Source organism: Mycobacterium heidelbergense (assembly GCF_050205645.1).
Lineage (GTDB): Bacteria > Actinomycetota > Actinomycetes > Mycobacteriales > Mycobacteriaceae > Mycobacterium > Mycobacterium heidelbergense_A.
In genome coordinates this window covers 17216-37467 of sequence record NZ_JBNMQT010000020.1, presented here as the reverse complement: position 1 = coordinate 37467, position 20252 = coordinate 17216, and the positions used below count along the sequence as shown (strand labels likewise).

The following is a 20252-nucleotide window of genomic DNA, read 5'->3' as shown; positions in this document are numbered from 1 at the left end:
ACCGGGCTGGCGCGCGGTCTGCGAGCGCCCCAACGACTCCCCCGCAGAAATGGCGATACACGTCGGCAGGGCAACACTAGCTGCCGGCACCGCAGAACCATCCGACATCGGGTGGGTCATCCATTGCGGATCCGGCTACCAGGGCACCGCGGGCTGGCCGGTGCATCACCACATCCAAGACGGGATTGTCGGAGGCCACGGCACCGCGTTTGAGCTTCGGCAGTACTGCGCCGGCGGACTCACCTCATGGGCGATCGCGGACCTGATGGCGGCCTCAGGCAGCACGGTGATCTGCACCGGCGGCGACAACTGGTCCTGGGACGATCGCTTCGCCACCTCCAGATCCGTTGGTGGCGAACCATTTTCCGATGTCGCTCATGCCACGGTCATCTCGCCGCGCGCCGGGTTCGCAAAGATACTGGCTACGGCCACCGCAAGCTGCCCCGACCAGTCGAGTCTGTGGCGTACCCGCGAAGCCTACTGGGAGCACGCCGGTCGCGATGACTTTCGGGCTGCCTATTCACGTGCCGTCGGTTCCCGGACGCCGGATGCGAACCGCGATTCGTTCCACATGCTGGCCCGCGCAGTAATCACCGCGCTCACCGCGGCCAACCTCAGCCCCCAATATGTGACCCACTTCGTACCGCATGATTCGACCAGCGGCGAACCATACCGATCCGTTGCCAAGGCCGTCGGCCTGCCTTGGGAAGAATCGCTGCACCAGAGCAACCTCGACCATGGCTACCTCGGCGTGAGCACCCAGGTGGCCGGCCTGGTCCAACTTGCCGAATCCGGCGAATTGCAAGCGGATTCGATCGTTTTACTGCTTGCGGCCGAATATCAACTCAGCGCCACAGCGGTGGTGCTGCGCATCATCCGCCCACCCGTCGTGTCCGCCGACGGCGTTGTCAGAACCGCAGCGTGAACACCGCAGAGCTTCAGATGGTGGGCAGCATCAGCCTGCTCGACCTCGACATCATCAGCAAGTCTTACGGCCGCGACTTCCTGCCTTATCCGTTTATGTTCACGCAGCCGACAAGGTTCACGTGGGAGCACGAATATGTAGAGTATGCACAATCGGTGCCGGAGCGCTTTAATCACGGAGACCTGGCGATGTTTCAGCAGTGCGCCGGAGCTTATGCCTACGCCGACATCCGCGTCGAATGCCAGGTCCAGTACATTCCCGCGGACACCCCCAACGTCCGCGTCGTTGCCTGCCGGCTCGACCAGACGGGATTCCTGGCTAAGCAAAAACCCGACGACGACGTCATCGACGTCTACGAGCTCTCCCCCTACCTGCTGGGGCCGGCGGTCGCCGGCGCGGCGGAGTTGGACAAACCCGGGCGCCACTCGGGAATCGTCATCCCCGAGTACGCTGGTAGCTGCGACAATTCTGCCGCGTCCGAAGACGTCACCCTGCAGGAAACGCTTGAGGGTGAACCGAGCGCCGCCAGCGTGCCGCGTGCGCAGGTGACGGCTTTCGCGACGGTGCAATCCCATTGGCGTCCGACCCGCCGGTGGGGACTCGATCGCGCTAAGAACTACGGTGTCTGGGTACGGATCAAGGATGATGGCGAATACCTCTACACGCCTGATTTCAGTGTGGCGAGACCGGTGACTCCATCGGCTTTGGCTGAACGAATCGATCGGCTGATATCCGAAGATGTCAAGGCCCTCCGCCAGTTTCGTAGCGGATAGCAGATCCTGTGCGGGTGTTGGCCACGCCTGAGCTTGCGTCCAGAGAAACCCGGGTGCCCGGGCTGCTCGGGTGGCCAAGGTGCTCATCGCGAAGACGGCCAATCAGGCTGTGCCGGTGAGCAGATGACGACCCATCCCCGGCGCGGATCGACAGCCGAAACTTGTCGTACCCGGCTGCGACGATGACGTTACGGGGTCAGGCCATCACGTCTGACACAGATATCGACGGTCCTCACCGGGGTACCGAGGGCCCGCCAGTACCAACAGTTTTCGTAGTCTTGCTAACCGCCGACCCAGGCGGTGCTGGCGATACCCGGTGGTTGTCAAGGACGACCAAACATCCTGATCAACGGCGCCCCCGACCCGACACCAGCAAGAAATGTTGTAGAAGCAAACGCGCTGATTTGGTCGCCAGGCCCAGATGCGTTTGTCGCGAACATCGCGTATTGAGCTCGAGCCCATCAACTACGAGCATGTCAACACTGAGGAGCAGACCATCAGCCCGACTACCCAACCCGTTAAGAGGCAAGGATACTGAGCCTACGTCGGAACGGATCATGGTTTGTCCCGGCCGTGGCGCGGAAGATGGGAGCGTTCCTGTGAAATGCGGCGGCGGAGCTCCCGTGGAACAAAACGGACGATATCCTCGCGTGAGTTGATCGTCAGTTTTTGAAATATTGACGACATTTGCGCATCGACGGTCTTGGTCGAGGTCCCTCGGCGCACTCCGATGGCGCTGTTGGGCCAGCCCGCCGCTGCGAGGACGGCGACTTCGTGCTCGGCCTTCGACAAGGTTGCCCAACTCGATCTGCCCTCGGCGGCGCGATGGTTGCCAGACGATACGTCTATCGCCAACGCGCCCAGCGCAACTCGCTGTAACTCCACCCAGCCGGGAGACAATCGCGATCCCCGCTTTTCGAGATCGGCGTAGGTTTCACGTCCGAGTACCTCACGCGCGACCTTCTCAGCAGCGCTCGTTTCGTCGGCGAACGGACCCATATTCTCAATGAGCACGCCCACCCGGGCCCGCTGACTCTTCAGGCCTCCGGCGACGTAAGCAATCTCGATCGCCGACTTGACCAGCATGCTGCGACCGGCGTTTCCGGCCGCCATCTGGTCGGCGACCAATCGGGCTAACGCCCATATGCGAACGTGAATCGACCAAGTCGTGCCCCATTGATCTCCCATGGGCACCTGATAGGTCAGCGCGGCGCGAACCAACTCCAACGCCGCTTCTGCATCGCCGCTTTTGATCAGCGCGAGCGCCAACATCATCTGGGCCCACGTGGCAGCCCACTTTGCGCCGGCCGCGGTTGTCCGCTCGAGATGACGCTGACTGATGGCCATCGCCTCCTTCGCTGGCCCGAAAAATCCGGCTGCCATCGCCTCGAACATCTCACTCATCGCCTCGCCGCCACGGTCTGCTTGCTCGTGAAACTTCTCGCGGGCACGAGCAAACACAGCGATTGCACGCGGATCCCGGCGCGCCAGCAACAGCTCGGCACCCCAGGCGTAGTCGACCACAGCGGGCAACCCGACATCGGTTTCTGGCTCGTCGCGCCAGCGCTCCCCGAGGGGGGACTTGGTATTGCACGACGCAACACAGCGGTCCAAAAGCTCTTCGGCGTCCTGAGGACACCCCTGAACCAGGGCCAGCCAAGCCGTCAGGGCCAGCGCAGCAAGCTGAAATTCAGCCGGCTCTTTTTGCGAAGCTTGCGTGGTTGCCAGGGCCTGCTCAATTCGGCCGCGGATCTCCGCTAGGGAACCGATGTAGAACGGAGCGCGAAGCGATAGCAGGCCAACACAGATTTGCAGCGCCACGACCGGCTCCCTAGCCGCCAAGCTGGCGTCGATGGCGCGCCGAATATTCGGCCACGCCCCCATTGCCCAGGTCAGCAGCTCCTGTTCGGCCGTACCGAACCATTCGGCTTGAGCATGCAGAGCCTTGTCGCGGTAGTGGTAGTAATGCCGGCGCGCCAACCGAGCCGGCTCGTCGACCGCCTCGGTGGAGCGCTCGGCCAGCCGCTCGGAAGCGAAAAGGCGAAGACTTTCCAACAACGAGTAGCGCACCGCGTAGGCGCTGATATGGATCGACACCAACGACTGTTCCACCAGTCGCTCCAGCAGCTCACGAATTTCCGCGCGGGCCAGACGAAAAGCGGCTTGATCTCCCTCCGCATCGCGCGCCGCAGCATCGCAACCCGGGATCGACACGTCATCGGCACACACGGCCTCGATGGCTTCCAATTCGGCGCCCACATCGGCTACAACCGTGTCGAGGTCTTCGGGGTTAGTATCATGCCCCGGGGCGAATACCGACAACCGGTCAAACAGCAACCGCTGCTTGTCGCTGCACAACTCATACGACCACGCGATCACATCGGTGATGCTGCGATGACGACCCTCCGCCCCTGCCCGCGGCCCGTGCCGCCACCGCATCCGCGCATCGTCGGATTCACCACTGAGCTGCTTGAGGATCGTCGACAACGGCTCATAAAGCATCCGCGCTGCCGCCAGCCGGATACACAACGGATGCCCATGCATGCGTCGACAGATCTGCTGGGCCAATCCGACCTGATCGGGCTCGGTAATCGCATGGCCCACCAGCGCAGCGCGCTGCCGAAACAACTCCACCGACTGGTCGCCAGACAACGGCGGCACCGTGACCAACTGCTCGTCGACCCACCCCACTGGTTCGCGGCTGGTCGCCAAAATCGTCAACCCCGCCACCGCATCCAGCAGATCGGCGATCACCTGCCCCGCGCCGGCCAGCACGTGCTCACAGTTATCCACCACCAGCACCGTGTCCACGGCACGACCAGCCCCATCCACTTGGGACAACGTCTGCACCGCACCATCCCACGCCGAGGCACCAACAAACCCCCCAACGAGCACATCGGCGGCGACCGCCTCCCGCACCGCCGCCGCATCCGAGCCCCTGGCCAGCTGCGCCAGCCGCACCGCAAACACCGGTGTGTGCCGCGCCCTATGCAACCGACGCGCGGCCTCCTCGGCTAGTCGGGTCTTTCCGATCCCCCCGGGCCCGATCAACGTCACCAACCGGGCCGGCCCCATCAGCAACGCGCCAACCCGATCCAACTCCCGCCGACGACCGACAAACCCTTCCGGAATAGGCGACAAGGCGGCGGGTTCCGCCCTAGGCACGGCTACAGACGATACCCCCAGGTACCCATCCAGTCCTGCCCTGCCATAGGAGGGGCCGGTCATGAGACCAGAGTGACCGGCCCCGGTGAACTGGTCCACGGCGAACGAGAGTCGTTCATTGGTGGGTACCGGTGGCAGCGTAGGGCCTGGGGGCTGGTAGCCCAGTGACGAGTGCCGGCGGTGGTTGTATTCGTGTTTCCAGTCGCTGGTGACCGCACGGGCCTGGGCCAGTGAGCAGAAGCTGTTGATGTTGAGGCATTGGTCGCGGATGCGTGAGTTGAACGATTCGACGTAGCCGTTTCGCCGGGCGGGATGAAGTGCAGGCCGACCTGTCCGTCGGCCACCGCTGGATACGTGCCGCGTTGGCTGGCCAGACGGTCGAGCTCGGAGATCAGGTGCTCGCCGGTGATACTGCGCTCGACGGCACCGGGCCTCGGACGCCGATTGCGCTCTCGGTGGTCCATTCGAGACGCGTGTTCTTGGTCTCCGGCCCAAACTTCATGAGCACGACAACGGCAAGCATCATCGGCACGACACTGAGGGCGGCGGTCGCGCGGATCGATGGTGCGGCAACGGCCGCAGCGGCCAGCGCCAAAACAACTACCCCGCCCGCTTTGGTTGCACCTGCAGAGATCCCGCTACCGCGGGCGCGTATTGCCGTCGGATACACCTCGGCCGTGTAGGCGGCAAGGACTGCGTTGAAAACATTGATGCCCCATACGGGTACAACGAGCAAGATATGCAACAGCACGCGGTTGCTCGCAACCTGATCACCAAACATCGCGAAGACTGCCAACGACGCGCCCATCAGAGCAACCAGCAACAGCACGGTCTTCTTACTGCTCCACAGGCCATACATCAGGCCGACCGGTAGGCTGAACGGAAATCCGATGATCGCAGCATCCCTCAGTGTCGAACTTGCATTTACCGCAGATAAACCGAGGCGTTGCAGATTCGATGGCATCCACTGCTGAAACCCGTATTGAGTCATGCCGATACTCAGGCCGAGCAGAACTATCGCTGCAGACAGACCCAGTAAAGGTGCGGCGAGAAACTCGCTCGCGCCAGCCGGAACGACTTCCCGCATCTGGTCGACGGGACCGGATTCAACAACCGCACCATATCGAGCCATGACCCCACGGGCCTCGGACTCTCGGCCCTGATGTAACAGAAATCGTGGCGACTCCGGGATCCATCGGTTGAGGACCAAAAGGAGCAGGCCCGTTGGCAGGCTTATCAGCCAAAGGAACCGCCAACCGAATTTGTCCGGCGACGCCCAAGTGGATGCCAACCAACTCACGATGATGTACGCACCGGCTATGTCGCTGCCGACGAGTACCAGCATCCATCCCCGATGCTTTCTGGGCATGGTCTCGCACAACAATGCGAACGCGATCGGAAGCATGCCGCCCGCACCGAGACCCATGACAAAGCAGGTGACGAGATTCATCCAATATTCCGGCATCGTCGCGCAAGTCGATGTGGCGATGAAGATGATGGCGGCCAGCAAAATCGATGCGCGCCGGCCTATCCGGTCACCCATCCATCCCCAAATGAGAGAACCGATCATCGTGCCCGTGATCCCTGACAACGGATACAGCGCGATCGACAACGCATCAGACGTCGGATTCAGCGGCCCACGAAGCCCGTACTCGGCGGCGGCGCCCGGCGCCACAAATGCCAATGAAACTGGCTTCATAACGTCGATCGTGACGGCGGCCCCAAGCGCTAGCAGCAGCGCGACATGCGCTGGCCGTAAGCGAGCGCTATCGAGCGAGCCAATGCTGAAAGCCGGCAATGGCGGTCGTTTCGACCGACCCCCCGGAACAAGGCCATAGGCGGTAACACCTACGCCGATGAACAGCAGCGCCATTCCAACACCCATACTGACGCTCACTGGCATTCCTGCCATTCGATAGTGCATATCGCGGCTCGCATAGAAGTCGGGCAGCTGAAGCGACACACCGATGGTCGTTATCGTCACCCCAAACCAGAAGGCCAGCTTGTGTTGGTATGAAACGCCGCCGGCCGGTCTTGTCTGTGAACGGATCCGCGCGAAGTCTCGCATCAAGACCGGCCTGGCGCGAAATCGTCATGGCAACAACAGGTCTGATCGCTAGGACCCTCGTGCGGATCGGCATCGAGAACCATCGCGCCCGGGTCATTTGCGACCGAAGTCGTCCCGGTGCAATCTTGGCGTCCCGCGCATCCGCACGCGGCGCCATCCGACACGCCTTGGGCCCAATGCGCCACACGAGACCTCCTCACCAGCCGCATCGCCACCGCACCTGATCACCGGGCGGGTCGAGCAAAAGCCGACGGCGCGGGATCACTGGGCCTTCCGCGCCGAACCCTAGCCGTATAGGATACACCGCGTATCGGCTGTGAGGCGTATTGGCGGTGGCACTACGGATGCGAAACGGTTTGAACCGATTGGGGTCTGGGTTCGACAGGCCGCGAGCGTTGGCTGCGGCCAGCGCAAGTGGCAAAACGCCAGGTGATCCTGCCGCGCCATGTGTGTAGCCACACGCTCTGACCCGAACCCGCCGTCGACTCGAGTTCACCGGTATGCCCGAAGCGGGTCGACGGCTCGCTGCTGAGGCGCCGGGAACTGAATGAGCTTCTCAATCCGGAAGGAGCGCCTCACATGGACAGTCCGGCGTTTGACTACGACATCATTGTTATCGGTGGCGGACCCGCCGGGTCCGTCCTGGCCTGCCTTCTGGCCGGGTCGGGCTGGCGCGTCATGGTTTTCGAACGCGATATTCATCCGCGAGAGCACGTCGGTGAGTCACTGACCCCGGCAGCCAATATCGTGTGGCAGCGGATCGGATTCCGGAACAAGATCGAGGAGGCCGGTTTCATCCACAAGCCGGGCGCGGCCTGGACCGCACCCCGGGCCCCGATCGGCAGACATCTCGCGATCCGCCTGAATGAGGCGCCCTGCCCGGACTGTCCGCCCCCGCACTACACCTACAACGTCGAACGCGACGCCTTCGACGCACTGCTTTTGCGTCACGCACACGAGCAGGGTGCCACCGTCTTGCAGGGGGTGCGAGTAACTCGCGTGCACTTCGAGAACGGCCGGGCGGTGGGCGTCCGGGCGACGGTGGCCGACGGTTGGCAGCGGGATCTGCGTGCCCGGTTCGTGGTGGACGCGTCGGGCCGGCGCTGTGTGCTGGCAAGTCAATTGGGTCTCAAGCGTAAGGATCCCGCGTTCAACCAGTTCGCTGTCTATTCATGGTTCACCGGTGTCGCGCCTCACCCACCGGGAACCGAGGGCATGATCCTATTGCATTTCCTGGATCTGGAACGGTCGTGGGTATGGCAGATTCCGCTGCGTAATGGCATCACCTCGGTGGGTGTGGTGACAGACAAGGTCGACTTCGCCGGGGCCGGGCAGGATCGGCAACAGTTCTTCGTCAGCATGATGGCCCGAAACAACAGCCTGCGGCACAATCTGCGCGATGCCCAGTCAATCCGCCCCTACCGGATCCAGGCCGACTACTCCTATAAGATCAACAAGCTGACGGGTCCTGGCTGGCTGCTGCTCGGCGATGCCCTGCGTTTCGTGGATCCCATCTTCTCCACCGGCGTCGATGTCGCGGTGTTCTCCGCGCTGTATGCCTTCGAGGCTGTCGATGCCTGCCTTCGTGGTGGCGACGAAGCCACGTTGCTGCCGGCATACGAGCATCGGGTGACGGGCGGCATCGACGTGTGGTACGACCTGATTGCGCTTTTCTATGAGCTGCGGAACTTGTTCACCTTCTACGCGGTCAACCCGGCAACTCGAAAGCGGGTCGTTGGTGTGCTGCAGGGCAACCCCTACGCCCCCGACTCTCTTGATCGGGCACGCAGCCTGATCGACGTGCTGCGCGCATCCCGCGATCGGGTGCATGCCACCCCCAATCACCTGTTCCGCCCCGGCCGCTTGCTCGGCGCGCCGGTCGGCTCAGCCACATGCGGCGGCAATGGATTTCGCGCTTAGCGACGAGCAGCGCTTGTTCGCCCAGACGGTGGAGACTGTCGCCGCCCAAGCGCTCAACGACGATCTCGCCGATCGAGACGCCGCGGGTGTCTTCTCGGCCGATGCCTGGCGGATCTGCGCGCAGCTCGGCCTGACCGGCCTGATCGTGCCCGAGGCCTACGGCGGCGGCGGCGCGGACGCGATCACCGCCATCGCGGCGCTGGAGGCCCTGGGCTACGCCTGCCGAGACAATGGACTAATCTTCGCCCTCAACGCACACCTGTGGGCTGGCGTGACGCCGATCATCCGCTACGGCAGCCTGGAGCAGAGACGACGGTATCTGCCGCGGTGCTGTGACGGGTCGTTGATCCTCGCCCATGCCGCCACCGAACCCGAAGCAGGGTCGGACGTTTTCTCCCTGGCCACCACCGCCACTCCCACAGGCGAGCAGTGGATTCTCAACGGCACCAAGACGTTTGTCACCAATGCCCCGGTTGCCGGAGCATTCGTGGTCTTCGCGACCACCGACCGCGCGACCGGCTTCGCCGGCGTGTGCGCGTTTCTCGTCGACGCCGACAACCCGGGCCTGCGAGTGGGCCGGCCAATCAACACGATGGGCTTGCGAACGGTACCGATTGCTGAGGTGTTCTTTGAGGACTGCGTCGTGCCGGCCGACGGCCTGCTGGGCCGTGAAGGCGCCGGCATGGCCATCTTCGACGCCATCATGCGCACCGAACGAGCCTTCATCCAGGCCGCGGCGGTGGGCACGATGCGTCGCGATCTGGAACGCTGCGTTGCATATGCCCGCAGCCGACGGCAGTATGGACAGCCGATCGGTAAGTTCCAGGCCGTAGCGCACCGCGTGGTTCAGATGCGGTTGCGGCTGGAAACCGCGCGGCTGCTGCTCTATCAACTCGGCTGGTCAATCGAGCGGGGGGCGCCGGCTCCCCTGCAATCGTGCCTGGCGAAGCTGCACATCAGCGAATCGTTCGTTCAGTCGGGTCTGGATGCGATCACCGTCCACGGCGGCTACGGCTACACCACCGACTCCGAGATCGAGCGTGATCTGCGCGATGCCATCGGTAGCCGGATCTACTCGGGGACCTCGGATATCCAACACAACCTCGCGGCCCGCCTGCTAGGGCTGTAGGCACGAAAGGAACTGCGGCACATGCGAATCGAGGACAGGGTGCGCGATTTCATAGGCGCTCAATTGGCCTGGGAAGGTGACCCGACGCGGCCGGACGAGCTCGCCGACGACACCGAGCTCATCGACAGCGGGCTCCTGGACTCGCTGCGGGTGATCGAACTCGCCGGTTTCCTGCAGGCCGAGTACGAGTTTGAGGTCAATGACATCGACGTCGTCTACGACAACTTTCACACCATCGCGGCGATCACCGACTACGTGCGACGCAAGATCGCCAGCCGCGCGGATATCGGATCGCGGTGAGCGCCACGGGAATTCAGTGCCGCACACTCCTTGAGGCGCTGCAACGGAGCGCCGAGCGCAACCCCAACCAGATCGCGCTTTGCCACGGGACCGATTCGGTGAGCTACGCGGAGCTGGCGGCACGCTCATTCCAGCTCGCCCACTTGCTCACCGCGGTGGGCGTCCGGCCGGGCGACCGTGTTGTCCTGGACGTTCCCAAGTCCGTCGATGCCGTCGTCGGCATCTACGGCATCCTCGCTGCCGGCGCGTGCTATGTCCCGCTTGACCCACACGCACCCGGGCAACGGATCGAGCAGATCGTCCGCAACTGTGCGCCCAGCGCAGCGATGGCGGTCACGTCCACGCTATCGCGTTGGGCCGGTTCGCGATCCATAGAACTCGCTATACCGGCTGTGGTGGTATCCGATGCCGATCACATCGATGGAATCGATGCTCGGTCATCGCGCATCTACGGTCGCGCGGCGCTGCAAACACAACCAATTGGCCCACCTTGCCGGCCGCATCGCGACGACCTGGCCTACATCTTCTATACCTCCGGATCCACCGGCGAACCCAAAGGAGTCGCTCTCACCCACGGCAGCGCCGTAGCTTTCACTCACTGGGCCGCACGGGAATTCGACCTTCACCCAGGTGATCGCGTGGCCGCTCACGCGCCATTGCACTTCGACTTGTCGACCTTCGACCTTTTCGCCGCCGCGGATGCCACAGCGACCACAGTGCTGGTGCCGCGATCGACCACCGTATTCCCATGGCAGCTGGGTACATTCCTGGAGGCCTCACGCATCACCGTGTGCTACTGGGTGCCCTCGGCTCTCAATGCGCTGGCATTGCGCGGCGGCCTAGCCGAGCGGGACATACGCGCGCTGCGAACGGTGCTGTTCGCCGGCGAGGTCTTCCCGACTCCACGACTGCGCCTGCTGATGAGCCTGATCCCGCATGCCCGGTTCGCGAATCTATACGGCCCCACTGAGACCAACGTGTGCACCTGGTATGACGTTCCCCCGCTGCCCGATCATCAGACCGAACCGATCCCGATCGGACGGCCAATCCCCGGCGTGGAAACGTACGCGGTCACCGACAACGGCACACTCGCCGCTGCTGGCGAGATCGGCGAGCTCTACGTGCAGGGTCCGACGGTCATGCATGGCTACTGGGATGACCCAGAACAGACCCGGGCCGTCCTGGTCCCATTCGGCGCGCCGGGCATGCTCGCCTACCGGACCGGGGACCTAGTCCGACGCTCCCCGGACGGCCACTACCACCTGCTGGCCCGGCGCGATCACCAGATCAAGACCCGAGGCTATCGGATTGAACTCGGTGAAATCGAGACTGCGTTGCACGCCGATCCCGAGGTGATTTCCGCAGTCGCGGTTGCCATCCCCGATCCCGACATCACCAACCGGCTCGCCGCGTGCGTCGCCACCTGCAGCCCACTCGATCCGGGGCGGCTGGCCCGAGTCTGCTCAGACCGATTGCCCCGGTACATGCGTCCCGAATGGTTCGTGTTCTACGACGAGCTGCCGTTGACGCCTACCGGGAAGGTCGACCGGCATGCGCTGCTCGAGGACCTGCTGGCTCACCCTCCGACACATTCGGAGTCGGTCCGACACATTTCACGGGAGGTCACGCATGGTGAGTAACGACAAAACGGTCCTGGTGGTCGGGGGCGGACCAGCGGGCAGCACCACGGCGGCTCTGCTGGCCCGCGCCGGCCTAAGAGTGCGTCTATTCGAGCGTGCGACATTCCCGCGATACCACATCGGGGAATCGCTGGCACCGTCTTGTCGGGCGATACTGGAACTGTCTGGCGCCGAAACGAAGGTCGCCGCCCACGGCTTCCAGCTCAAACGGGGTGGCTTGTTCCGGTGGGGGGCCGAGGACTGGGCTGTCGATTGGGAAGCCAACCTTGGTCCGCACGTCTACTCCTGGCAGGTCGAACGGTCGCAGTTCGATCAACTGCTGCTGGAGCATGCCCGCGACCAAGGCGTGGAGGTCATCGAGGGAGCCGCCGTCAAAAGTGTGCGGTTCGACGGTGATCGAGCCACCGGCATCGAATGGACACACCATGACGCGTCCACCTCGACCGTGACATCAGGGGATTTTGTGGTCGACGCATCAGGTCGCACCGCTCTGCTGGCCACCCGGCATTACCGAGACCGGCAGGCTCACGAGGTATTCCGCAACGTCGCGCTCTGGGGTTACTGGGAGGGCGCAACGACGCTGCCAGGCACCCCTGAGGGCGGACTCGACGCAGTCTCGGCCCCCGACGGCTGGTACTGGGTGATTCCCTTGGCCGACAACAGGTTCAGCGTTGGATACGTCACGCACCGAGACAATTTCCGTGCGCGCCGGCCAGGGTACAAGACGCTGGAGCACATGCTCGTCGACCTCGTCCAGGAATCCGACACGGTGTGCGGACTCGTCGAACAGGGCCGACTGCTTCCTCCGGTTCGCTGTGACCAAGACTGGTCCTACACGACCGGGCGCTTCGCCGGCCCCGGCCACATCATGATCGGAGACGCGGCCTGCTTCCTGGATCCACTGTTATCGACCGGCACGCATCTGGCGATGTTCAGCGCCCTGATCGGCGCGGCCGCCGTCACCGCCACGCTCGACGAGGTGGTCGGCGAGGCCGAGGCGCTACAGTTCTTCGAACGCCAATACCGCCGTTCCTATCAGCGCCTCCTCAAACTGGTGTCGCTGATGTATCAGCAATACCAGGGAAAGGAGACTTACTTCTGGCTGGCGCAACGCCTGGTGCGTGACGGAGTGCGGTACCGATTACCAATCGGGCCGTTCTCCAGAATTATCTCCGGACTTAGCGATCTGCAGGATGCCGGTTACAGCCCCGGTTGGGCTGGCCTGAATCGCAACAACACTGTGGCTGAACCTGATTCGGCTGGACCCGTCCTGCGAGGACTTCACGACTGCGGTAGCGGGCTGCGCCTGGTGACAGCCCCAAGGATCGGGCTCGAACGCGTGGACAGTGCGGCGTCATCCGATCGGATACGGGTCAACCACTGAGCCGAATGATGTTCCTATGTTCCTGGTACAGCAGATGATTCAACGCGGAACGCACTCAACGATCGATGAATGGCTGTGGGGTCGTGCCCAGGATTGGTACGTCGGCTTTGATACCCGGTTTCCCGTGGGATCGCGACATTAATCCGGCGACTCGGCGGACCGGGGACGCGACGCTCGTATGGCTGTGGCTTCCCCTTAGGGTTGCAGGCCGTATGTCGTGCCGAACTGTTTCCTCACCATGTCAGAGATATCCGAGGAAACCCGCGGACTGACGCGGACCGGATGCCCATCACGTCGAGCCCATTGTCTGACATCTGTATCGGCGCTCTTCGGCTCATAATCGACATAGTTAGCCACTGCCGACCGGCTACCGACGACGCGTTCGTCTGCATCATCTCGGGGGTAATGCAAATACAAGTGCCCGAGATCCGCTGCAGTCGGGGTCGGGCGGTCGTTCGGGCAGTTGTGCAGGTAGAAGGTGACGCAGTCGTAGCTTTCGTCGCAGCTGTCGATTTCCTCGACCAGGGTCACAACACGTGGACCGAAACGCCACACCGCGCACCGAAAATCCCCCGCGGTGTCCAGGGCACCGGCATCGGCCGGCTGCCCCAAACGACCGACCATCGCGGTACAGGCGTACCGCCAGATCGCGCGGAATTCATCACGGCCGGGACTCGGGTCGTACCGCAACCGCAGTTCCCGCGCGAGGTCTGCGCGCGAGCGCGCGCCCTCACCGCAGGGATGCCATTCCGGTAGCACCGGAAGGACATCGGTGAGTGGCGACCAGGCGTCGTCAAGTGTGAGGAAACCAGCGAAATCCTGCCGTGCGTCCCGGAAGGCCGCGTCCGGGCGGTCCTCAGCGGACGCGCTGAAGAATGCCATATGCCCATACACGCCGCTCTGGGCATAGCCGATTCGTTCCGAGGGATCCACACCGTAGTCGTCGAATGTTTCGATGAACAGATCGCCGACGCCCGTGGACAGGACGGTACCAAAAGCCGATCCGACACTCTCAGGACCTAGGTCAGCCTCGTCCCACCCCCTGGTCGCGATCTCATGCAGACCGTCAAGAACGTTGTCGCCCAACGGGACCCAGCCCATCGCCATATGACCGCCTCGAGAGAACCCCACAAACGGGTACGTCCGCCGACCCTCCACAAACCGGTGACGATACGCAGCGTATCATCACACCGTCAGACCCGTGGTCGATGGCTCACTTTGTATACGTTGACCAACCCGAACGGTCATCATCGCGAACATGTTAACGACGTAACTGCCCAGCCCGCATAGCGAATCTGGATCCAGCCGTCGGCAAAACCGACGATGCCCACCACCTGATCTTTCACTCGATATGACCACATCTGGTTCAGCGAGCATCGGTTGCAGCAACGCCTGGTGCAACCGCAACGACTTTTCTTCTTCGCGCGTGAACCCGTCACCCATAAGCCGGTCAACCTCGCGGCGAGGGACACGTCGATGCGTGCCTACGCGGATGTGCTCGATCTCGCCGCGGTCGCACAGGTTGGCGACATGCTGGCGCGAAACGCCGAGCAGCTGTGCAACCTCACCTGTCTTCAGCATGGTCTCCATGGGGACTAATCCTTCCCTATAAACACAAAAAACACAACACAGCAGCTCAGCGACAAATTCCCCATAAGCACGGTGCAGCCGACCAGGTCATCGAGCACGCAGTCCGCGACGTCATCGGCGCAATGGGCCGAGACGATCTCGACATTGGTGCCGGCCGACCCGGCCAGCGCGCTCCGCACTAAGTTCTACGAGTACTTATAGCGGTGATGGACGTGCCCCGAACCCAGCGAACAGCTCCAAAACGCCGCCGAAGCCGCCAAGCGGTGGCTCGACTCGTTGACGCGGCGGCTATTTTGCTTCGCCGGAGGCCGATGCCAGTCGGTTGCGATGCATCGGCGATGCCCTAGGCGCTGTTGCCCAGAGCCAGGTGGAATTGGCCGAGGCCGTGGCCGAGGCCCGGACGCACGCGGACTCAGCGCAGCGATGCTCGGCGCCAGCTGCCAGGCCGCTTAGGAACGCTCCAGCGAGCTAGCCGAGCGTTCGTGAGAAGCGGTTGATCACTGCACGGGTTCGCGCTGACCCAAGGACTTTCAGCAGAACTTTCCGTAGGAACCTACGGTCAATCCGCTTTGTGACACCGCGGTTGGACAGTCCCCGTCACCGCTGGGGCCACCTAGGCAAGTATCAGCACGGCGTCGCTCACCTAGTCGATCAATCTGCAGTTGTCGGGCAGTTCCCAAGCGCCCCAACCGAACACACTCGCAGCCCATATCGGCGCCAGGGAGCGCGGAACGGCACGGCGATCGATTCGCACAGCAGACTCACCGTCACAGACGTGAGCTGGGCCATCCGGGCCGATGGCAGCTGGTCAGCCGGCTTGATGAGCGACGAACCAGCCGACTAGCAGTTCGGCTAGCTTGTCGGGTTGTTCCTCGGGTATCCAGTGCGAAACACCAGGCAAAATCTCGAATCGGTATTCTCCGGTAACGTACCGAGCCGTGTCATAAGCTGCTTTGGGGAGCAGGGCGATGTCACGGTCGCTCCATACATACATCGTTGGCACAGATATCTTTTGGGTGCTGGCGCGCGGATTGGACAGTGGTAGTGCGCGGTACCAGTGGATCGCTGCCGTCAGCGCGCCAGGTTGCCTCATAGCGTCTGCATCACGCTTGGCCGCGGCCGGTGTCTGCCCGCTCCGCCGCAGCATTTCGGCGGCCACCTCGCCGTTGTGGCGCAAGAGCAGCCATTCGGGTATCCGTGGTAGCTGAAAGACGTACATGTACCAGGACGCCAGGCACTGACGGCTCGTGGCGATCGATTTGAAGAACGCGGCGGGATGAGGCACTGATATCGGCGACACGGTTGCCAGGCGTTCGGGCATCTCGGCCGCGAAAGCCCATGCGACCACGGCGCCCCAGTCGTGTCCGACGAGGTGTACCCGCTGCGCACCGCTGGCGTCGATTAGTGCGCCGACATCGGCGACGAGTTCGGACATGCGGTAGTCGCGGCGGCGCGACGGGCGGGCGCACGGTGAGTAGCCTCGCTGATTAGGTGCTAGGCAGCGGTAGCCCTCGGAGGTGAGCCGGTCGATGACGGCGTTCCAGCTGTCGTTGCGCTGCGGGAAACCGTGCAGCAACACCACAACGGGGCCGTCTGGCGGGCCGGCATCGCGGACATCGAAGATCAGGTCATCGCGGTAGCAGCGCTCCATCGGTCAAGCATCTAACAAACGACTCCAAGACGCTGGCCTGTCCCTGAGCCTTGCCGCGATCGGGTGCTTGAGCGACTACCGACCACCGCTGCCTGGACGTGCGCGCCACATGCGGCAGCGCCGTGGACTTATTCGTCGAGCAGCTCCACATCCTCGGGCCGTTCCTGCAACTCCGTAAGAACGCGGCGAACTACCGCCAGGCCAAGGAGAACCGTGCAGCCCACTATTAGCACGGTGTCGATCACTTAATCGAGCAACTCATCGTCGTCGGGCAGTTCCCAAGCATCCCAACCGAACGCGCTCGCAGCCCGTATCGCCGCCAGGCCACGGAACGGTGCGGCGATCAACTCGCACATCATTGACAGCACTATGTTCTCCTGTCGTCCACAGATATTCGGTGTATCACCGAAGTGCACCGACACGGCCGGCGCGGCCCAAATCGACCCCTAGCGCTTCGATGATACTAGCTGTATCGTTCTGTTTGATACAGAGTGTATCGCGTGTGCTGAGGGATCTCCAAACGGCGGGGATCTGACACCGGGAGGTCGACGATGGTGGACACCGTCGAACCGCCGGCTGCGGACCCCTGCACGGCTTCGTCGCGACGGCGCACCGGCCACCCGCGAGACACGCCCTCGAAACCATCGAGCGCCTCCAACAGTCATACGAGCCAGCTTTTCTCGTCGCCCAGGTTGCTGCGCGGCCAGACGAGGCAACCAGCCCTCGTGAGTTAAGCCATTGGGGGCGAGGGGATATGGATTTTGCAGCGCTACCGCCGGAGATCAACTCGGGCCGGATGCATGCCGGAGCGGGGTCGGGGCCAATGCTGGCGAGCGCAGCGGCCTGGGAGGGGTTGGCGGCGGAATTGAGTTCCGTAGCGACCTCCTACGAGGCGGTGGTGTCCGGCTTGGCCGGTGGATTGTGGCTGGGACCAGCATCAGTGTCGATGTCCGCTGCTGCCGCCCCTTACGTGGCGTGGATGAACATCACCGCCGAACACGCCGCGCAGACCGCGAGCCAGGCCAGGTCAGCGGCGGCGGCCTACGAGGCGGCGTTCGCCGCTCACGTGCCGCCCGCGGTTATCGCCGAGAATCGAGCGTTGTTGCTGCTGTTGGTGGCGACCGACATCTTCGGTCAGAACAGCGTCGCGATCGCGGAGACCGAGGCCCAGTACGCCCAGATGTGGGCACAAGACGCCACGGCGATGTATGCCTACGCGAGTGCGTCAGCGGTCGCGTCGCAGTTGACGCCGTTCACCGCACCGGCGCAGAACACCAACCCTGCCGGGGCGGGCGCTCAGCTCGCCGCTGTTTCTCAGGCAAGCGGCACGGCCGTGGCGGGTCAGAGCTCCTCCTCTTTGTTGCCGCAACTCATCTCAGCGGTGCCCAATGTGCTGCAAAACGTTGGATCCGGCAATTCGATCGCGACAACCGCGGATCTGCTGAATCTCGGAAGTGGCGGGGCGTTTGTGGCCAGCGGGATCTTGTATCTCCTTGACCCGCTGCTCGGGGGTTCAACGATTGGGGCGACGACGGTGCCGCTGGCCTCGCCCGGGGGTTGCTATGGCCCCGGGCTTGGCGCACCCGGCCTGGGTAGTACCGCAATGGCGGCGGGTCTTGGCCGTACCGACGTGTTGGCGAGCTTTGGCCAGGCGGCGTCGATCAGCGGGTTGTCTGTGCCGCCGACGTGGGCCGCGGCGGCGCCGGCGATCGCGCGTGCGGCGACCGGGTTGCCGGCACCTACCCTCGCCGGATTATCGGAAGCCGGGGTAGATGGATTGGGCTACGGGTACGGCGGGATGCTGCCGGGCAGTCTCATGGCCGCGGCGGCAGGCGGCGGCGGCGCAGCAGGGGGCGGGTGGGCTGCTAAACGAGCAGGCGCGGCCGCGCAGCGCGCCGGAGGGGCCGCCCAGCACGGAGGTCGGACGTCTAGCTCGTATGGCCCGCCGCCCATGGTGATATCACCGGTGGCCCGCGCGGCGAGCTGGAATGACGGCACACACAGCCGCGAGCCGTGTCCAGACCAGAGCGCTCAACAAGGCGCGGGGCCGTCAAGGGAGGGCCTGCGCGAGGAGATCAACGACCTGCGCAAGCAGCTCGCCGAGCTGGCGATGGAACGCGATGTGTTGATGCGCTCGGCCGCCCTCTGGGCCAGAGAAGCGATGGAGCGGTGAGCAGGCAGCTATCGAAGAGACGTACGCATCGTTCGCGGCACGCAGTGACATTAGGAACTGCTCGAACCTGAGATTGGAGATAGTTGTGACAACTCCGGAACTGATCGCGGTGGCGGACGAGAGCCGGATCAACGAAACCAGTCCAGCCGTGACGGCGACGGCCCCCGAATCAGAGGTCGCTCGTTTCTACGACGAGCACGACGCGGTATACCGCTCTTTTTGGGACAGCGACGGCAGTCTGCACTGGGGCGTATTCGACGACTCGCGCGACAAGGACTTCGTTTCTGCGTGCCAGGACTGGAACGTCATCATGCGTTCGAGGGCCGATCTGTCACCGTCGTCGAAAGTCCTTGACATCGGATGTGGCAACGGCACCACCGCACTATGGCTGGCCGAGTCGACTGGGTGCTCGGTGACCGGCATCGATGTGAGCGGTGTCCGGATCGAGGCCGCGCGGCGCGCAGGGGTTGCGTCACCACGCCTGCGCGTCGAATTCGTGCAGGCGTCAGCGACCGATCTACCTTTCGCCGACGCACAATTCGATGTCGGCTGGAGTCAGGCGTGCCTGTACCACGTCGCCGATCGCAGGACGGCTTTGCGGGAGATCGCCCGGGTGTTGTCGAATGGCGCCACATTCGTCTTCGATGATCTGACTACCCCGCCGGGCGAAGTGTCGACGATCGGGCAGCGGTACGTCTATGAGCGCCTGATGTTCGAGCGAGGATTCTCGCGCACGCAGTACCTCGATGAGCTGTCCTCGGCCGGCTTCGTAGTCCACGAAATGTGTGATCTCACTACGCATTTGCGGCGCAGTTATCTGCTGTTGCGGGATCGAGCCGCCAGTGTGCACCCCGCTCTGGCCAAAGCGTACGGACACGTCGTAGAAGCGATCGACGCCGGCGATGTCGAGTGGACATCCTATGTCTGCGAGCGAGTCGTCGACCGGCTCGAATGGATCTACCGCGACGACCATCCCCGCCCGCTGTCGGCGAGATACGACGCATGGGCGAAAACCTACGAATCGGACCTTGGGGCCGGGTGGGATCACGTAGCGGGCGAGGTGGCCGCGCTGTTGCGCGACACGCGCGGGACCACGCAGCAGCGGGTGCTCGACGTCGGGTGCGGCACGGGGCTGTGCGGTGCGGCGCTGAGCTCTCGCGGGTTCAGTGATGTGGTGGGTGCGGACATATCGTCCGGAATGCTGGAAATCGCCGCACGGCGGGGCGTCTACACCGGGCTGCACCGTTGGGACGTTGCAGCCGACCCGCCGCCATTTGATGGCGGCTTCGCCGCGATTGTCGCCGTCGGCATCTTCACATTCGGTCACGTCGGCGGCAACGGGCTCGCGGCGGTGCGGTCGCTGCTCGCCGACGCAGGTGTGGCGGTGATCTCCTATCGGCCGGAGTTTCTCGAAGCAGACGATGTGTTCCGCCGAGAGCTTGAGCACCATGAGTGGTCGGAGGTGGCGCGCCGGGAGCTGACGATCTTCGGATCCGAAAGACTCGTAATGGTCGCGCTACGGCGCGGGAACTGA

At 63.6% G+C, this 20252-nt stretch carries 15 protein-coding genes and 1 pseudogene; 9 read left to right on the top strand and 7 right to left on the bottom strand.

The features are described 5' to 3' along the window. The first annotated feature begins 49 nt into the window (after nt 1-49). Both ACQI5H_RS20145 and ACQI5H_RS20140 read left to right on the top strand, forming a co-directional pair. Entirely contained in the window at nt 50-925 is an 876-nt protein-coding gene (locus ACQI5H_RS20145) for a 3-oxoacyl-[acyl-carrier-protein] synthase III C-terminal domain-containing protein (protein ID WP_427081080.1), read from the top strand. After that, nucleotides 922-1698 carry an ESX secretion-associated protein EspG gene (locus ACQI5H_RS20140; protein WP_427081079.1) on the top strand — a complete coding sequence of 259 codons (777 nt, stop codon included), beginning with the start codon at nt 922-924 and terminating at the stop codon, nt 1696-1698. Before ACQI5H_RS20145 ends, ACQI5H_RS20140 begins: the two co-directional genes overlap by 4 nt. A gap of 555 nt (nt 1699-2253) precedes the next feature. Here ACQI5H_RS20140 and ACQI5H_RS20135 read toward each other — a convergent pair. The 3 genes and pseudogenes from ACQI5H_RS20135 to ACQI5H_RS20125 all read right to left on the bottom strand — a co-directional run bounded on the left by ACQI5H_RS20135 (nt 2254) and on the right by ACQI5H_RS20125 (nt 6562). Then, nucleotides 2254-4926 carry a helix-turn-helix transcriptional regulator gene (locus ACQI5H_RS20135; protein WP_427081078.1) on the bottom strand — a complete coding sequence of 891 codons (2673 nt, stop codon included), beginning with the start codon at nt 4924-4926 and terminating at the stop codon, nt 2254-2256. A 52-nt stretch (nt 4927-4978) separates the two neighbouring features. Then, nucleotides 4979-5360 (bottom strand): annotated as a pseudogene (locus tag ACQI5H_RS20130) (integrase core domain-containing protein); the annotation flags it as partial. Beyond that, on the bottom strand, nt 5255-6562 hold the full coding sequence (locus ACQI5H_RS20125) for an MFS transporter (RefSeq protein ID WP_427081118.1): 1308 nt from the start codon (nt 6560-6562) through the stop codon (nt 5255-5257). The pseudogene ACQI5H_RS20130 and the gene ACQI5H_RS20125, both read right to left, overlap by 106 nt. A 948-nt stretch (nt 6563-7510) precedes the next feature. On the opposite strand from ACQI5H_RS20125, the gene ACQI5H_RS20120 reads away from it, so the two are divergent. From ACQI5H_RS20120 to ACQI5H_RS20100, 5 genes are read left to right on the top strand one after another with little or no spacing between them, the layout of a single operon-like run. Continuing rightward, complete coding sequence (locus tag ACQI5H_RS20120; protein WP_427081077.1) at nt 7511-8851, top strand: NAD(P)/FAD-dependent oxidoreductase; 1341 nt, start codon at nt 7511-7513, stop codon at nt 8849-8851. Further along, the gene (locus tag ACQI5H_RS20115) at nt 8835-9980 is read left to right on the top strand and encodes an acyl-CoA dehydrogenase family protein (RefSeq protein WP_427081076.1); all 1146 of its coding nucleotides are present in this window, start codon (nt 8835-8837) and stop codon (nt 9978-9980) included. Before ACQI5H_RS20120 ends, ACQI5H_RS20115 begins: the two co-directional genes overlap by 17 nt. A 21-nt stretch (nt 9981-10001) precedes the next feature. Beyond that, entirely contained in the window at nt 10002-10280 is a 279-nt protein-coding gene (locus ACQI5H_RS20110; protein ID WP_427081075.1) for an acyl carrier protein, read from the top strand. Then, the gene (locus tag ACQI5H_RS20105; protein ID WP_427081074.1) at nt 10277-11920 is read left to right on the top strand and encodes an amino acid adenylation domain-containing protein; all 1644 of its coding nucleotides are present in this window, start codon (nt 10277-10279) and stop codon (nt 11918-11920) included. Before ACQI5H_RS20110 ends, ACQI5H_RS20105 begins: the two co-directional genes overlap by 4 nt. After that, nucleotides 11913-13304 (top strand): NAD(P)/FAD-dependent oxidoreductase, encoded by a 1392-nt coding sequence (locus tag ACQI5H_RS20100; protein WP_427081073.1) that lies wholly within the window; start codon nt 11913-11915, stop codon nt 13302-13304. Before ACQI5H_RS20105 ends, ACQI5H_RS20100 begins: the two co-directional genes overlap by 8 nt. 195 nt (nt 13305-13499) lie before the next feature. On the opposite strand, the gene ACQI5H_RS20095 is transcribed toward ACQI5H_RS20100, so the two are convergent. The 4 genes from ACQI5H_RS20095 to ACQI5H_RS20080 form a co-directional block, all read right to left on the bottom strand. Then, entirely contained in the window at nt 13500-14411 is a 912-nt protein-coding gene (locus ACQI5H_RS20095; RefSeq protein WP_427081072.1) for a hypothetical protein, read from the bottom strand. A gap of 78 nt (nt 14412-14489) precedes the next feature. Continuing rightward, nucleotides 14490-14894: a helix-turn-helix domain-containing protein gene (locus ACQI5H_RS20090; protein ID WP_427081071.1), complete on the bottom strand. Its 405-nt coding sequence runs from the start codon at nt 14892-14894 to the stop codon at nt 14490-14492. Nucleotides 14895-15702: 808 nt separating this feature from the next. Further along, nucleotides 15703-16545, bottom strand: a complete 843-nt coding sequence (locus ACQI5H_RS20085; RefSeq protein WP_427081070.1) for an alpha/beta fold hydrolase — start codon at nt 16543-16545, stop codon at nt 15703-15705. Between the two features lie 245 nt (nt 16546-16790). Then, nucleotides 16791-16913, bottom strand: coding sequence for a hypothetical protein (locus ACQI5H_RS20080; RefSeq protein WP_427081069.1), 123 nt, complete (start codon nt 16911-16913; stop codon nt 16791-16793). 386 nt (nt 16914-17299) lie between these two features. On the opposite strand from ACQI5H_RS20080, the gene ACQI5H_RS20075 reads away from it, so the two are divergent. Beyond that, nucleotides 17300-18718, top strand: coding sequence for a PPE family protein (locus ACQI5H_RS20075; RefSeq protein ID WP_427081068.1), 1419 nt, complete (start codon nt 17300-17302; stop codon nt 18716-18718). Between the two features lie 85 nt (nt 18719-18803). Next, nucleotides 18804-20252 carry a methyltransferase domain-containing protein gene (locus tag ACQI5H_RS20070; RefSeq protein WP_427081067.1) on the top strand — a complete coding sequence of 483 codons (1449 nt, stop codon included), beginning with the start codon at nt 18804-18806 and terminating at the stop codon, nt 20250-20252.